The 15,198-nt window shown below is 65.5% G+C and carries 14 protein-coding genes; 13 read left to right on the forward strand and 1 reads right to left on the reverse strand.

Going from position 1 to position 15,198, the window contains the following annotated elements; all coding sequences use genetic code 11:
• Positions 1–208 precede the first annotated feature (208 nt).
• Positions 209–862: a DUF6318 family protein gene (locus Q8Z05_RS12355; protein ID WP_305939926.1), complete on the forward strand. Its 654-nt coding sequence runs from the start codon at positions 209–211 to the stop codon at positions 860–862.
• A 417-nt stretch (positions 863–1,279) separates the two neighbouring features.
• Positions 1,280–1,801, forward strand: coding sequence for a PKD domain-containing protein (locus Q8Z05_RS12360; RefSeq protein ID WP_305939927.1), 522 nt, complete (start codon positions 1,280–1,282; stop codon positions 1,799–1,801).
• Positions 1,802–1,814: 13 nt separating this feature from the next.
• Here Q8Z05_RS12360 and Q8Z05_RS12365 read toward each other — a convergent pair whose 3' ends face one another.
• On the reverse strand, positions 1,815–3,125 hold the full coding sequence (locus Q8Z05_RS12365; protein WP_305939928.1) for a helix-turn-helix domain-containing protein: 1,311 nt from the start codon (positions 3,123–3,125) through the stop codon (positions 1,815–1,817).
• Between the two features lie 172 nt (positions 3,126–3,297).
• On the opposite strand from Q8Z05_RS12365, the gene Q8Z05_RS12370 reads away from it, so the two are divergent.
• The 11 genes from Q8Z05_RS12370 to Q8Z05_RS12420 all read left to right on the forward strand — a co-directional run bounded on the left by Q8Z05_RS12370 (position 3,298) and on the right by Q8Z05_RS12420 (position 15,117).
• Entirely contained in the window at positions 3,298–5,088 is a 1,791-nt protein-coding gene (locus Q8Z05_RS12370) for an NAD(P)/FAD-dependent oxidoreductase (RefSeq protein ID WP_305939929.1), read from the forward strand.
• A gap of 143 nt (positions 5,089–5,231) precedes the next feature.
• Positions 5,232–6,287, forward strand: a complete 1,056-nt coding sequence (locus Q8Z05_RS12375) for a 2,3-butanediol dehydrogenase (protein ID WP_305939930.1) — start codon at positions 5,232–5,234, stop codon at positions 6,285–6,287.
• A gap of 82 nt (positions 6,288–6,369) precedes the next feature.
• Positions 6,370–7,449 (forward strand): alkene reductase, encoded by a 1,080-nt coding sequence (locus Q8Z05_RS12380; RefSeq protein WP_305939931.1) that lies wholly within the window; start codon positions 6,370–6,372, stop codon positions 7,447–7,449.
• 125 nt (positions 7,450–7,574) lie between these two features.
• Positions 7,575–8,282, forward strand: coding sequence for a GntR family transcriptional regulator (locus Q8Z05_RS12385; RefSeq protein ID WP_305939932.1), 708 nt, complete (start codon positions 7,575–7,577; stop codon positions 8,280–8,282).
• A 166-nt stretch (positions 8,283–8,448) separates the two neighbouring features.
• Positions 8,449–9,453, forward strand: a complete 1,005-nt coding sequence (locus Q8Z05_RS12390; protein WP_305939933.1) for a sugar phosphate isomerase/epimerase family protein — start codon at positions 8,449–8,451, stop codon at positions 9,451–9,453.
• 72 nt (positions 9,454–9,525) lie between these two features.
• Positions 9,526–11,304 carry a dihydroxyacetone kinase subunit DhaL gene (gene dhaL, locus Q8Z05_RS12395; protein ID WP_305939934.1) on the forward strand — a complete coding sequence of 593 codons (1,779 nt, stop codon included), beginning with the start codon at positions 9,526–9,528 and terminating at the stop codon, positions 11,302–11,304.
• On the forward strand, positions 11,301–11,795 hold the full coding sequence (locus Q8Z05_RS12400; RefSeq protein ID WP_305939935.1) for a ribose-5-phosphate isomerase: 495 nt from the start codon (positions 11,301–11,303) through the stop codon (positions 11,793–11,795). Before dhaL ends, Q8Z05_RS12400 begins: the two co-directional genes overlap by 4 nt.
• A gap of 2 nt (positions 11,796–11,797) precedes the next feature.
• Positions 11,798–12,790 (forward strand): 3-hydroxyacyl-CoA dehydrogenase family protein, encoded by a 993-nt coding sequence (locus Q8Z05_RS12405; protein ID WP_305939936.1) that lies wholly within the window; start codon positions 11,798–11,800, stop codon positions 12,788–12,790.
• A 13-nt stretch (positions 12,791–12,803) separates the two neighbouring features.
• The gene (locus Q8Z05_RS12410; protein ID WP_305939937.1) at positions 12,804–13,571 is read left to right on the forward strand and encodes an SDR family NAD(P)-dependent oxidoreductase; all 768 of its coding nucleotides are present in this window, start codon (positions 12,804–12,806) and stop codon (positions 13,569–13,571) included.
• A gap of 12 nt (positions 13,572–13,583) precedes the next feature.
• Entirely contained in the window at positions 13,584–13,715 is a 132-nt protein-coding gene (locus Q8Z05_RS12415) for a hypothetical protein (RefSeq protein WP_305939938.1), read from the forward strand.
• A 52-nt stretch (positions 13,716–13,767) separates the two neighbouring features.
• Positions 13,768–15,117 (forward strand): MFS transporter, encoded by a 1,350-nt coding sequence (locus tag Q8Z05_RS12420; RefSeq protein ID WP_305939939.1) that lies wholly within the window; start codon positions 13,768–13,770, stop codon positions 15,115–15,117.
• Positions 15,118–15,198: the final 81 nt, after the last annotated feature.

The raw sequence follows: 15,198 nt of genomic DNA on the forward strand, positions 1-15,198 counted from the left end.
GGGTTGGCGTTGACGTTGAGGGAGGAGGGCAGCTGTGGTCCATTCCGGCGATATGACTTTTCATCGGTGGTCCTGAGTGGTAAACCGGGAGAGTTGCCTGTGGATAACTTTGAGCATCAATGTGTGACCTCAGTTACCCTTTAATCGTTGTCCGGAATTGGTGCCGGGCGGCTCGGACGTCTTGAAACTATCGGGGGAATAGCTGCCCATGACATCTCGTACTTCTGCTTTTGCGCAGTGGCGCTATTCCGCCGCCGCAGTTTTCGCCGCTTCGGTGCTGGTGCTCTCGGCGTGCAACGGGGGCGGCAGTCCCCAGGGAACTGGCGGAGCTTCGGAGTCTGCGGCCGCGTCAGCGTCGGCAAGTCCCTCGCCGAGCGCCACGCCCACCCCGTCCGCCGTGTACAAGCCGGCCGACGCCAAGGGCAAAGCGCAGAACGTTCCCGTTCCGGTGCTGCCCGACGCGGCCAAGGCTGAGACGAAGGAGGGGCTGGAGGCTTTCGCGAAGTACTGGTACGCGACCCTTAGCTATGCGTACGAAACGGGCGACACGTCCCTTGTGAAGAATGCCAGCGGGCCTGATTGTGTTTTCTGCAGTGGTCTTGCGGGTGGAGTTGAGAGCGCCTGGCGAGACGGTAGGTGGATTGAAGGCGGAACCATTGAAACTCCTTCGATAACAGTGCAGTACTCTCCAAGTTCCGCTTCCCAAGCAACAATTCAGGTGCTTCAGAAGCAAATTGGTATTCGCAAACCGGATGGCAGTCTTTATCAGGAACCCACGAAGGCCACGAATACAGGAAGTCACGCGACGGCTACCTACGGTGCAAAAGGGTGGATCATCAGCGACCTCGGGCTGATTCGGTAAATCATGGGCTGGGCCAACAAGCTGTCGGTTGCCGTTGCGCTTTCCATGGCTGTCATCGCTGGAACCTCGTCGCCATCGCGCGCAGACGACCCACCAATTGATATTGGCTACGAAGAAACTGCTATCGCCATTGGTGCCGATGATTGGACCGTTGATCCGTCAACAGGCAAGGTCGTCGCCCGGGAACCTGGTGCCCCCACTGCGGACCCCAACCAGTACAAATACGAACTCCAGTGCCACTTGGGCGGAGCGGATTTCGACACTCCGTGTTTGGCGCGACAGTTGGAATGCAAGAACGGCCCCGACGGCAAAGAAGGAATCCCGGTCGTGTGGCTGAAAGCGCCTAAGGGAATCCCGAACCCAGTCTGGACCTTTCACTCAGGTCCAACCTGTCTTTTCGACCCCAGGCCAGAAGACTTGCTTCCCCGCATCGCGGCGATGATCCAAAGCGAGTTCCAGAAGCTTCCCGTAGCCGCAGGAACCGTCACGGCCCAGCCGAGCCCACATACCCTACGCGGAGCCGAGACGAACTTCTTTACGGACTCGGCAGAGCAGACGTTCGACGTCACCATCCTGGCCCAGAAGGTCCAGGTGGTGGCGACCCCTGTCCAGTACACGTGGAACTACGGCGACGGCACGACGTTCGGGCCGCAGCAGTCGGCCGGCGGCCCCCTCCCGCAGGACCGGTGGGGCGAAAAGACCCGCACTAGCCACGTCTACACGCAGACCGGCGACTATCAAGTGGTGCTGACAACCCATTTCCAGGGAACATACTCGGTCAACAACGGCCCGCCGCTGCCCATCCCCGGCCAAGGACAGTTCAGTTCGCCGCCGCAGACCATCAGCGTGTGGCGCTCCATCACGCGAAACTACGCCGATGACTGCATCGCGAACCCCCAAGGCCAGGGCTGCCCGGGAGTGACAGCCCCAGCCCCGTGAACAATTTGCCGGCTCAGGACTGCAGTTCCCGGTCCACTCGTTCCATCCGCGCCCGCACTAACTGAAACCGCGGATCACCCGGTCCGATGAGGCTCGCCATGGCCGCGGCCGCTTCGGTGTCCGACGCGCCCATGTCGCTCGCGCACCACCGCAGCATGAGTTGGACGTCTCCGCTGGAGCGGACCGAGGCGCCAACAGCTTCATTGAGTTCGTCCCGCATCAGCTCGACGGACAGGTTGGTCGAACGGTTGAGCAGCTTCGCGGGGTAGGCGGCCAGCGCTTCGGCCACCCTTCCGTTTCGCAAATGGTCGGCGACCACGGATACGTCCGTGGTCACGCGGATAACCGACGAGAAACGGTAAGGGTTGGGTTCCACCACGTTGCCCAGGACGCTTCGGATCCGATGCATTTCGGTCCTGATCGCCGTGGCGGCGCCGTCCTCGCCATGAAGCTGATACGCCAGTTCATCGGCGCTCCACCCCTGGGTCCGGGAGGCCAGGAGCGCCAGGATCTCGGCGCGGCGCAGCGTCAGCGGGAGCCGCGCGCCGCCGTCGAGCTCGGCACTCGGTTTGTCACCCAACAAAGTCAGCAGCAGCGTGGAACGCACCCCGCCCGTATGCGTGCCACCGCTCTGCTGCCTGGCGGCCGGAGCGCCGGACGACTTCAGCAGCTCCTCAGCCAGCCGCACCCCGCAACGCACCATGCGCAGGCTGTCCGGTGTCACGGATTCGAAGGGGCCGGACACGTCCAGTACCCCCACCACTTCTCCGGTGTACGGATCGCGGATGGGTGCAGCTGTACATGCCCAGTCGTGATGGGTACGCACCAGGTGTTCGGCAGAGAACAACTGCGCCGGCGCGCCGGTCACGAGGGCCTCGCTGATGGCGTTGGTCCCGACCCCCGCTTCGGACCAGTCGGCCCCCTCGACGAACTCCAAGGAGTCGGCCAGCCTCAGCGCTTGCCGGCTCCCCACCCGCCACAGCACTTCACCCTGCCGATCGGTGACGATCAGCAGGTGGCGGCCCGCGGCGGACTCGTCAGCCAGCAACTGGGACAACGCCGGCATCACCGTGGCCAGGCGGTGCCCGGCGCTGAGCGAGCGCGCCTCGGACACGTCGTGCCGGTGAACCGGCCTGTGCTGGTCAGGGTCGATGCCCAGCGCCAGCGAACGCTGCCAGGACTTGATCAGGGACGGAGAAATTGACGGATCAGGACTGCCCGAGATCGTGGCTTCATGGGCCTTGCGCAACGTGCGGGCGTACTCCGCAGGAGCAGTAAACCTCAGGTCGGGAAGATGGGTGATCGCGCCGGTGCCCGTCCGCATCCGCAATCTCCCAACTCGTCATCGAATCGTGCCGGACCGCCCGAAAAACCGGGAAGGGGGCCGTGTCACTCGATTGTAACCCCCGGCGCCTTTTACTTGTGATGCGGGTCACGGGCCGGTCGTCGCGAGGCGGACCGGGCACGGCCCACTGTCAGCAACGAAAAGAGGAATCATGCCTGAGACACCAAACGGCATCGTGGAGGACTGGCTGGCGCAGTTCGATGAGGCGCTGCGCACCAAGGACACGGATGCCGCACTACAGCTGTTCGAGGACGAACCGTACTGGCGCGACTTTGTTTCCTTCACCTGGAACCTCAAGACGCTCGAGGGTAAGGACGACATCAAGCGCATGCTGGATGCCACGCTCGCGGACGTCCGGCCAAGCAACTGGGCACTCGCCGAGGATGCCACCGGCGACGCCGCGAACACCGAGGCCTGGGTGGACTTCGAAACCGCCCAGGCGCGGGGCTACGCCCATTTGCGCCTCCGCGGCGGCAAATGCTGGACGCTGCTCACCACCATGAAGGAGCTCAAGGGCTTCGAGGAGAAGAAGGGCCCCAACCGCGAGAAAGGCGTGGCGCACCACATCAGCAAGGGCCGTAAGTCGTGGCTGGAACTCAAGGAGGAACAGGAAGCCCGCCTGGGCTACGAGGACCAGCCTTACACCGTGATCATCGGCGGCGGCCAAGGTGGAATCGGTTTGGCAGCGCGGCTGCGCAGGCTCGGCGTGCCCACCATCATCGTCGAGAAGAACGAGCGGCCCGGCGACTCCTGGCGGAACCGCTATAAGTCACTCCACCTGCACGATCCCGTCTGGTACGACCACCTTCCCTACATGAAGTTCCCGGACGACTGGCCTGTATTCGCCGCCAAAGACAAAATCGGCGACTGGCTGGAGCACTACACCCGGATCATGGAGCTCAACTATTGGTCCAAGACCGAATGCACCAACGCCCGCTTCGATGAAGCGTCCCGGGAATGGATCGTGCAGGTAATGCGCGACGGCGAGCCGGTCACCTTGCGGCCCAAGCAACTGGTCTTCGCACTGGGTGTCTCCGGATACCCGAACGTTCCCGCGTTCGACGGCGCCGAGTCCTTCCTGGGGCAGCAGTACCACTCGTCCAAGCACCCGGGCGGCGGGGACTGGACGGGCAAGAAGGCCGTGGTGATCGGTTCCAACAACTCGGCCCACGATATCTGCGCGGACCTGTGGGAACACGGCGCGGAGGTCACCATGGTCCAGCGGTCATCCACTCACATTGCGCGGAGCGAATCGCTGATGGACCTTGCGCTCGGCGACCTCTACTCGGAGAAGGCGCTGGCCAACGGCGTCACCACGGAGAAGGCGGACCTCCTGTTCGCATCGTTGCCGTACCGGATCCTGCCGGAAGCCCAAATCCCTGTCTACGAAGAGATGGCCAGGCGCGACGCCGGGTTCTACTCCCAGCTCGAGGCGGCCGGCTTCGACCTGGACTTCGGCGTGGACGGTTCGGGCCTGTTCCTGAAGTACCTCAGGCGCGGCTCCGGCTATTACATCGACGTCGGTGCATCACAGCTGATCATTGACGGACGGGTCAAGCTTGCGAACGGGCAAGTCACCAAGATCACCGGCAACGCCGTGGTCATGGACAGTGGCGCGGAGCTCGAGGCCGACGTCATCATCTATGCCACGGGTTACGGTTCCATGAACGGCTGGCTTGCCGACCTGGTCTCGCCCGAGGTGGCCGACGCCGTCGGCAAGTGCTGGGGCTTCGGCTCGGACACGCCCAAGGATCCCGGGCCGTGGGAGGGGGAGCTGCGCAACATGTGGAAGCCCACCAACGTTGAGAACCTCTGGATCCACGGCGGCAACCTGCACCAGAGCCGGCACTACTCCAACTACCTGGCCCTGCAGCTCAAGGCGCGGATGGAGGGGTTGCCCACTCCGGTGTACGAGCTCCAGGCCACCCACCACAAGCGCTGACCAAGCGGACCAAAGGGGCCGTGACAACTGCATTCCCCGGGACCACACTGGGGGTTACGGCCCCCTGCTGTGACACTCCAACGACATGCCGTGGATGCGCCTGACCGGGTGCATCCACGGCCACTTAAGCGAAGGAAAACACCATGAAAGCAGCACGTTTCCACGCCCGTGAGGATCTTCGGATCGAAGACATTCCGGAGCCGGAGTTGCGGCCCGGTGCCGTAAAGATCGCCGTCGCCTGGTGCGGGATCTGCGGCACGGACCTCCATGAGTTCCTGGAAGGGCCCATCTTCACCCCGCCGCCCGGCCACCCCCACGGGCTCTCGCACGAGGAGGCCCCGGTCACCCTGGGACACGAGTTTTCCGGCACTGTGGAGGAACTGGGCGACGGCGTGACCGGACTGTCAGTCGGAGACAGCGTGGTGGTGGAGCCTTACTTTGTCTGTGACGAATGCGGTCCGTGCAGAGCGGGCAATTACAACCTGTGCACCAAGTTGGGTTTCATCGGGCTTGCCGGCGGCGGCGGGGGACTCAGCGAAAAGATCGTGGTCGACTCGCGCTGGGTCCACCCGATCGGCGACATCCCGTTGGACGAAGCTGCGCTCATCGAACCTCTCGCCGTTGCCTATCATGCAGTGGGCCGCAGCGACGTCAAAGCCGGGGACGTCGCCGTCGTCGGCGGTGCGGGTCCCATCGGGCTGCTCACGGCGGCTGTCCTGAAAGGGCTGGGCGTCACCACGGTGGTGACCGAACTGTCCGCCGCGCGCAAGGAGAAGGCGGCGTCATCCGGCGTCGCGGATCACGTGCTTGACCCCAGCGCGGTCGACGTCAAGGCGCGGGTGCTGGAACTGACCGGGGGAGCAGGTGCGGACGCAGCGTTCGAATGTGCCGGTGTGAACGCGGTGCTGGACACCATGCTCGACGTCGTCAAGCCCGCCGGAGTGGTGGTCAACGTGTCGATCTGGGGTCGCCCCGCCACCGTGGACATGCAAAAGATCGTCCTCAAGGAAATCGACCTGCGCGGAACGATTGCCTACCGCGGCGATCACGCGGCCGCGATCAAACTGGTCCAGGAAGGAAAAGTCGACCTCAAGCCGTTCATCACGGGACGCATTGCCTTGGACGATCTGGTGGACAAGGGCTTCGACACCCTGATCCACCACAACGACACGGCGGTGAAGATCATCGTGCATCCGTAGTGATCCGGGTCTCGTCCGGAATAGTTGCAGGCGCCTCGCAGTTGGCCTCAGTGGACCCAATCCGCTGTGAAAGGAAATGCGCATGCTGTTTTCCCCGTTGACCCTCGGTGAGCTTGAACTGCCCAACCGCCTGGTGATGGCGCCGTTGACCCGCCTCCGCTCCGGCGAAGCGGGCGTACCCGCCCCGATCGTCGCCGAGCACTACCGCCAGCGCGCATCGCTTGGCCTGATCGTCAGCGAGGGCACGTACCCGAGCCCGGCCGGGCGCTCGTACCCGGGGCAGCCCGGCATTGTCACCCCGGAACAGATCGCCGGCTGGAAGAAGGTCACGGAGGCTGTTCATGCCGAAGGCGGCCGGATCTTCGCGCAGATCATGCACGGTGGCCGGGTTTCGCACGAGGACATCAACGGCGGACACCAGGTGGTCGCGCCGAGCGCCATCGCCGTCGAGGCGGAGACCCGCACCTACAAAGGCAAGCAGGCGCACCCCGTGCCGCACGCCCTGACCACCGACGAACTGCCCGGCGTCCTCGAGGAAATTGTCCAGGGATCGCTGAACGCGATCGAGGCAGGGTTCGACGGCGTGGAGCTGCACTCCGCCAACGGGTACCTGCTGCACGAATTCCTTGCCCCGTCGTCGAACCAGCGCGAGGACATCTACGGCGGCTCGCCCGAGAACCGGGCGCGCTTTGTCATCGAGGTTGTACAGGCTGTGGTTGCGGCCGTCGGTGGCGACCGCGTCGGCATCCGGATCTCTCCGGAACACAACGTCCAGGGCGCCCTCGAAACGGACGCCGCAGACGCCCGCGCGACCTACTCGCAACTGGTGGACGCCATCTCGCCGCTGAAGCTGGCCTACCTGAGCATCCTGCACAAGGAGCCCGCCGGCGACCTGGTCCAGTACCTGCGTTCGCGGTTCAACGGACCCTTCCTGGTCAACACCGGGTTCGGCGTCATCACCACCCGCGACGAGGCCATCGCGCTCGTGGCTGACGGCCATGCCGATGCCGTGGTGGTGGGCCGTCCGGCCATCGCCAACCCGGACCTCGTCCGCCGCTGGCGCGAAGGCCTGCCGGTCAACGAACCGGATCAGTCCACCTTCTATGCCGACGGTGCGGAAGGCTACACGGACTACCCGTTCTACGAGGAGTCCGCGAACTAGCCACTTCCGGAACAGGGCTTTCAGAGGCTTCGGGTGCAGGCGGGCGCAATTCAATTGCGCCCGCCTGCACCCGAATTATGACCGGCCAACTCTGCTGCTCCCGGCCAGCCCTATAGGATCTGAACATGCAGCGCCCCTCCCAGATCAACAGTCCCGGCAGCCGCAAGGGCCGGCCCGTGAGCCGCCAGGTGCTCGCCGACCACGTCTACGAGGAACTGCTGGAATCCCTGATGGACGGCCGGCTCGAACCGGGCGCCACCGTCAGCATTGACGGGACAGCGCGGGACCTCGACGTCTCGCCCACCCCGGTCCGGGAAGCCCTGGCCCGGCTGGAGCACACCGGCATGGTCCGCCGGGTGGCACTCAAGGGGTACCGGGTGGCGCCTGTTTTCACCCGCGAAGACTTTGCCGAACTCATGGAAGCCCGGCTCGCCATTGAGCCGGTGAATGCCCGGCTCGCCTGTGCGCGGCTCACTCCGGAACGGCTCGCGGAGTTGGAGCAGGCAGTGACCGATTTGAAGACTGCGCCGCGGGGGCCGTCGTTCGCCGAGTACCGGGACTACCTCGAAGCGGATGAGCGGTTCCACAGGCTCATCGCCGAACAGACCGGAAACCAGTTCATGGTGGCCGCGTATGCTGCCCTCGGTGGCCAGGTTCAGCGGTTCCGGTTGTTCGGCGGCGTGGGAATAACGGACGCGGAAAACGCCATCGCCGAACACCAGGCCGTCCTCGACGCCCTGGCCACAGGGGACCCCGAGAAGGCCGCGTCAGCGATGGCCGAGCACGTCAGCAAGGTCCGCGGCCGTGCGATCGCAGACGCCCCGGAAGGCTAAGCCCGCCCCACCTCCCCAAGTAAGTAGCAGCAGATGTCGTTCTGGAGGCCCATAACGACATCTGCTGCTACGTAGTTGGGCTGACACCCCCCGAAGTGTGACCTTGACAACTCTTAGTCGATAGTAAATCCTATAGGAAACAGGATTCGCACAAAGGAGTGACATCATGGCCTACACAGCCGAGAACTGGCCCATTACTGCGGCCCTGCTTCAGTTCCCGGGCACGGATGCCCAGGGAACCCACATCAACGACGCCGGCCCCGCCGCCTGGGCAGAGGTCCTCACCGAGGTCAAGGAAGCCGGGTTCGCCAACGCGGACCTCACCGACAGCTGGGTGCGCCCCGGCGACCTGGGCAAGGACCGCCTTGCGGAGTTCAAGCAGACGGCGGACAGTGTGGGGATCGGCGTCCCGGTCATCTCCGCCATCCGCCGCAGCGTCATCGAAGAAGGCCACTGGGAAGCCAACCTGGCCTACAGCCACCGCACCATCGACGCCGCCGCCGAACTGGGCTGCGAAGTTGTCTCCTTCGGCCTCCACCAGGCCATCACCCCGGAACAGCAGAAACAGCTCTGGTTCTGGACAGTCGAGGGGTACAAGGACCCGGCTGGCAACAAGGAAGCCTGGGGCAACGCCGTCAGCCGCCTCCGCGAACTGGGCCGGCACGCCGCCGAAGTAGGCGTGCTGCTCTCCCTCGAAATGTACGAGGACACCTTCCTGGGCACCGCGGATTCGTCCGTGAAGCTGGTCCAGGACATCGGCCTGTCCAACGTCGGCCTCAACCCGGACCTCGGCAACCTGATCCGGCTCCACCGTCCTATCGAGGACTGGCGCGAGATGGTGGCCAAGACCCTGCCGTACTCCAACTACTGGCACATGAAGAACTACATCCGCGACGAGGACACCGCCCGGGACATGTACGTCGCCATGCCCGCGCCGATGGAAAGCGGCCTCATCAACTACCGCGAGGCCTTCAAGCTGGCCCTGTCCGTCGGCTTCCAGGGCATCCTTTGCACCGAGCACTACGGCGGCGACGGCCTCAGCGTGACGGCCAGCAACCAGGACTACCTCCGCCGCCACGTCCTCCCCAAAACCGACGGCTACGCACTCGGGCAGAGCCAGGTGGCGCAGGGGCGCCAGCAGCCGGCCGCCGTCGAACTCGCCAGCGCCTGACCGGAGACGGCGTAACCACAGCCCGTCGGCAACCCAACACCGCATTTCCAACACGGATTCGATGAGGAAACCATGACCCAGATCTTCGACAACCCCGCAGACTTCGCGGATGAGGCACTGGACGGCTTCGTAGCAGCCAACCGCGGGTATGTTGCCCGGGTGGACGGCGGCGTGGTCCGCTCCACCGAGGTGCCCGCCGGCCAGGTAGCACTGGTGGTGGGCGGCGGCTCCGGCCACTACCCGGCCTTCGCCGGGCTGGTGGGACCGGGCCTCGCCACCGGCTCCGCTTGCGGCAACATGTTCGCCTCCCCGGCGGCCGGCCAGGTCTACCGGGTGGCCAAGGCATCCAACGCGGGCGGCGGCGTCCTGCTGAGCTACGGCAACTACGCAGGCGACGTGCTCCACTTCGGCCAAGCCCAGCTGCGGCTCAACGCGGAGGGCATCGAAACCCGCACCGTCCTGGTCACGGACGACATCGCCAGCGCCCCGCTGGACCAGATCGAGAAGCGCCGCGGCATCGCCGGAGACCTGACGGTCTTCAAGATCGCCGGCGCCGCCGCCGAAGCGGGACTGGACCTCGACGCCGTCGAACGGCTCGCCATCCGGACCAACTACCGCACCCGTTCGCTGGGCGTGGCGTTTGACGGCTGCACGCTTCCGGGAGCGGACGCGCCGCTGTTCCACGTGCCCGCCGGCCAGATGTCGCTGGGCCTGGGGATCCACGGTGAGCCAGGCATCTCCGAACACCCCATGCCCACCGCCTCCGAACTCGCCGAACTGCTGGTCTCCAGGCTGCTCGCGGACAAGCCCGACGACGCCGGAAACCGCGTGGTGGCCATCGTCAACGGGCTGGGCACGGTCAAGTACGACGAACTGTTCCTGCTGTTCGGCAAGATTGAAAAGCTCCTCACCGGTGCCGGCCTGACCGTGGTGGAACCGGAATGCGGCGAGCTGGTCACCAGCCTGGACATGTCCGGACTCTCCCTGACGCTGCTCTGGCTGGACGACGAACTGGAGCAGTTCTGGGCCGCCCCGGCCGACACGCCAGCCTTCCGCAAGGGCAACCTGGCCCCGCGGGCCCGCCGCGAACTGGCCGGACCGGATGACGCCGTGGCCGGCGAGGTGGAAAGCACGACGCCGGCAGCGGCTGACCTGGGCCGGCTGGCAGCCGCCGTGCTCGCCCAGGTGCAGGACGTCGTCGTCGAGCACGAAGAGGAACTGGGCAGGCTGGATGCCGTTGCGGGCGACGGCGACCACGGCATCGGCATGCGCCGCGGCGTGGACGCGGCAGCCGCGGCAGCCCACGAAACCTCGGCAGACGGGGCTTCGGTGGAACGCGTACTCACCGCTGCAGGGGAGGCCTGGAGCGAACGCGCCGGCGGAACGTCCGGGGCTTTGTGGGGATCCGCGGTGATCGCCGCCGGACTCGCGCTCGGCAACAGGGACACGTACCGCGGCGAGGACGCCGCGGCCGCCGTCACCGCCTTCGTGGACGCCATCACCGCCCTGGGCAAGGCCGAACCGGGGGACAAGACCATGGTGGACGCACTGCTTCCGTTCCGGGACGCCTTCCTGACCGCGTTCGACGGCGGCACTCCGGTGCCCGGGGCGCTCGCCTCGGCAGCGGCTGCTGCGCAGTCCGCCGCGGACGCCACCGCGTCGCTCCGGCCGCTCAAGGGCAGGGCACGGCCGCTCGCCGACAAGAGCCTGGGCCACCCCGACCCCGGCGCGGTTTCCTTCGCGCTGATTGCCGCCCGGATCTCCGGCTACCTCGATTCTGACCTGACAGATTTTCCACAGACTGATTCCCCGCTGGCCGCCTCCGCGGCCGGAAATGGAGCAAACTCATGAGCACCACCCCCGGCACCACGGCAGGATGGCGCATTGTCATCGGCAACGATGAAGCAGGCGTCGAATACAAGGAAGCGCTGAAGGCGCTGCTGGAAGCGGACAGCCGCGTGGCGTCCGTTGAGGACGTGGGCGTCGGAGCGAACGACTCGACCGCCTACCCGCACGTCGCCGTCGATGCCGCACGCAAAGTGGCCGACGGCGAAGCGGACCGCGCCCTGCTGATCTGCGGCACCGGGCTGGGGGTGGCCATCGCGGCCAACAAGGTTCCCGGGATCCGCGCCGTCACGGCCCACGACGGCTACTCCGTGGAGCGGTCCGTGCTGAGCAACAACGCCCAGGTCCTCACCATGGGCCAGCGGGTGATCGGCCTGGAACTGGCCAAGAAGCTGGTGGGCGAATGGCTCGACTACCGGTTCGACGAAACGTCATCCTCCGCCGCCAAGGTGGACGCCATCTGCTCCTACGAGCCCGACTACACGAAGGCAGTCTGATCATGACCGAACCAGTTAGCACGTCCGCCGCGGCAGCACTCAACAGCGCCCGCAGGATCGCCGTCGTCGGCTCCGGCTACATGGGCGGCGGGATCGCGCAGGTCCTGGCCCTCGGCGGAGCCCGCGTGGCACTCGCCGACGTGTCCGCCGAAGTGGCGCAGAGCAACTACGACCGCCTCCTGGCGGAATCAGACCAGTTCGTGGCCGACGGCCTGTTCCCCGCCGGTTCCACCGAAATCCTGAAGCAGAACCTCTGGGCCGCCAAGGACATCGAGGAAGCCGTGGCGGACGCGGACTTCATTGAGGAAGCCGTCCCCGAAGTCATCGCCATCAAGCACCAGACGCTGGCCCGCATCAGCGCCGCCGCCCGGCCGGACGCCATCATCGGCTCCAACACCTCCACCATCTCCATCGCCGAACTGTCCGAGCCGGTCACCAACCCGGAGCGATTCCTCGGCGTGCACTTCTCCAACCCCTCGCCGTTCATCCCCGGCGTCGAAATCATCCCGCACGCCGGGACCTCGGCCGCCACCGTGGGGGCAGCCCGCGACCTGGTCCATGCCGCCGGCAAGCAGACCGCCGTCGTCAAGGACGTCACCGGCTTTGTCCTCAACCGGCTCCAGTACGCCCTGTTCCACGAAGCTGCGCAGCTGGTGGAGCAGGGCATCGCGACGGCGGACGACGTGGACACCCTGGTCCGCACCACCTTCGGCTTCCGGCTGCCGTTCTTCGGCCCGTTCGCCATTGCGGATATGGCCGGGCTGGACGTCTACAACTTCTGCTACAAGTCTCTTCAGACCGACTTCCCGGAGCGGTTCGCCACCCCGAAGATCCTCACGGACCTGGTGGACGCCGGAAAACTGGGCACCAAGACCGGTGCGGGTTTCCTCAACGTTCCCGCCGAGCGCACGCCCGAGCTGATCGCCTACCGCAACAAGGCCTACGTGGCCATGCAGCAGCTGCTCGAGGACCTGGGCCCCGCGCCCATCAACTAACACAGGAGCAACCATGAGCACTTTCCCCGCGGAACGCACCGCCATCGTCACCGGAGCCGTCTCCGAGCGCGGCATCGGCCGGGCCACCGTCAACTACCTGGCCGCGCAGGGCTGGAACATCGGCATCATCGACCTCGACGACGCCCTGTGCAAGGCCGCCGCGAAGGAACTCGCCGCGGAGTACGGCATCAAGGCACACGGCGTCGGGGCCAACGTTGCGGACGAAGCCTCCGTCCGGGCCGCGATCGACTCGATCGAAGCGGAGCTGCCGCAGATCGTTGCCCTGGCCAACGTGGCCGGCGTCAGCTCACCGGTCCCGTACCTGGAACTGGACGCAGCGGAATGGGACCGCGTGCTGAACATCAACCTCAACGGCGTCCACTACGCCACCCGCCGCGTGGCCGAGTCCATGGTGAAGAACCGGATCGGACGCATCGTCAACATCTCCTCCGTGTCCGCCCAGCGCGGCGGCGGCACGTTCTCCAAGACGCCCTACTCGGTGGCGAAGGCCGGCGTGATCGGGCTGACCCGTTCCACCGCCCGCGAACTGGGGGAGTACGACATCACCGTCAACGCCATCTCACCCGGCCCCATCGACACCGACATCATGGGCGGCACGCTCAGCCCGGAACGCAAGGAGGAACTCACCAGGGACCTCGTGGTCAACCGGGTCGGATCCACGCGCGACATCGCAGCAGCCATCGCCTTCCTCATCAGCGAGGACGCCGGATACATCTCCGGCCAGACGCTGAATGTGGACGGCGGACTCTACATGCACTAGGGAAGGCCAGCCATGGCACAGCACCAACCAGCAACATCCCGGGCCACCGGACTCCGCTCCTGGAGCCGCGAACGCCGGATCTACCTCGCCGTCGGCATCCTGGCCTGCATCGCCGGGATCATGATCATCGCGTTCTCCCGCTAGGACCTGAAGTACCCCCTTCGTGTGCAACTGATTTACTCAAAGAGGAGTTTTGATGTCCCTAACAGCAACTTCCACCAAGGAGCTCCTGGATTCGCCGATCCTCAAATCGGCGATCTCCAAGGCCTCCTTCCGGCTCATGCCGATGCTGGTCATCCTGTACATCGTCGCGTTCCTGGACCGCACCAACGTGGGCTTCGCCGAAGCCGCGCTCGGTGTGGACCGGGGAGTCACGGCCGGGGCCTACGCCCTCGGCGCCGGGATCTTCTTCATCGGCTACGCACTGTTTGAAATTCCCAGCAACCTGCTGCTCACCAAGTTCGGCGCCAAGGTGTGGCTTGCCCGCATCGCCGTCACCTGGGGCATCGTGTCCGCGTGCTTCGCGTTCGTCCAGGGCGAGACCTCCTTCATCATCCTGCGCTTCCTGCTGGGTGTAACCGAAGCCGGCCTGTTCCCGGGCGTCATCATGTTCCTGGCGGCATGGTTCCCGAACAAGGTGCGCGTGAAGATGTTCGCCATCTTCTACCTGGCGCAGCCGTTCTCCCAGATGATGGGTGCCCCGCTCTCCGGCTGGCTGATCAACATCGGCGACCAGGTTCCCGGCGTGGCCGGCTGGCAGGTCATGTTCTTCGTCGAAGGCATGCTCGCAGTGGTGGCCGGCATCGCCGCGTACTTCTTCCTGATCAACAGCCCGCAGGACGCCAAGTTCCTCAACCCCGGTGAAAAGAAGGCGCTGCTGGATGTCATGGCGCTGGAGGACACCGTGAAGGAAGAAACAGGCCCCCGCGGCGTGCTCGCGGCCATGAAGAACCGCAAGGTCTGGTACTTCACCGTCATCTACTTCTGCCTGCAGGTGGCGGTGTACGGCGTGACCTTCTACCTGCCGCAGCAGGTGGCACAGCTGACCGGCCAGAAGGTGGGCTTCATGGTTGGCCTGCTGGCCGCCATCCCGTGGTTCTTCGGCCTCTTCGCCTGCTACTTCATCGGCAAGGCGGCCAACACCATCGTCCGACGCCGCGTCTGGGGCACCGGGCTGTTCATCTCCACGGGCCTGTGCATCTTCGGCTCAGCCTGGGCCGGAGCCAACCACGTGCCCGCACTGGGCATCATCTTCATCACCCTGGCGGTGTGCAGCTTCCTGTCGATCGGCCCCATCGCCTGGTCCTACCCGACGGCGTTCCTCACCGGAACGGCCGCCGCGGCGGGCATCGGCCTGATCAACTCGCTGGGCAACCTGGGCGGTTTCGTGGCCCCGATCCTGCGCACCACGGTCAACCAGGTCACGGCATCCGACACCGGCACCATGGGCGTCTACGCCCTCGGTGTGCTGCCGTTCCTGGCCGCCGCGATGATGTTCGCGACCAAGCGGTTCCGGAACAAGGCGGACGAACTGCTGGAGAAGTAAGTGGGCACAGCCAAAGACACTGTCACCAACACTGTCACCGACACAGCCACCGACTCAGTCATCTACGTCGGCGTCAGCACC

This window comes from Arthrobacter oryzae (genome assembly GCF_030718995.1).
Taxonomy (GTDB): Bacteria; Actinomycetota; Actinomycetes; order Actinomycetales; family Micrococcaceae; genus Arthrobacter; species Arthrobacter oryzae_C.